Here is a 366-nt window from a genome sequence, read left to right as displayed (position 1 = left end):
GCACTAGCGTTCCGTTCGAGTCTTCGGAGAGCTTCCCGAGGACTTGTTTCCCCACCTCCACGATTCGCTCGCGCAGGACGAAAAAATCCGTGTTCACCTCGCGGGTCGCTTCGAACACCTTGCGCAGCTGGCTGGGTGCCAGGTCGTCCAACTGATCGACATCGAGGTCAGTCATCAGGGCCAGCTCAGTCAGGCTGATCTCTGGCAGGAGCGTGCTGCTGATCACGTCGCTGCTGTCGCCCTCGGCCATCATCTTGAGCAGGTGGCGAATCTCGCCCACTGTCAGCTCGCGCACTTCCACGCTGATCTCGCCCAGGGGAATGGTCTTAGTCAGAGCCATGCTCATCTTCGGAAACTCCAGGAGCC

General features: G+C 60.1%; 1 protein-coding gene. It reads right to left on the bottom strand.

The window, feature by feature from the left end; translation table 11 throughout:
• On the bottom strand, positions 1-340 hold a 340-nt coding region (locus tag L6D89_RS32465; protein ID WP_236202355.1), incomplete at its 3' end, for a hypothetical protein.
• Positions 341-366: the final 26 nt, after the last annotated feature.

Source organism: Pseudomonas pseudonitroreducens (assembly GCF_021603645.1).
Classification (GTDB): domain Bacteria; phylum Pseudomonadota; class Gammaproteobacteria; order Pseudomonadales; family Pseudomonadaceae; genus Pseudomonas; species Pseudomonas pseudonitroreducens.
Note: the sequence above shows the minus strand (reverse complement) of the source record. Positions and strands in the feature narration are given on the sequence as shown.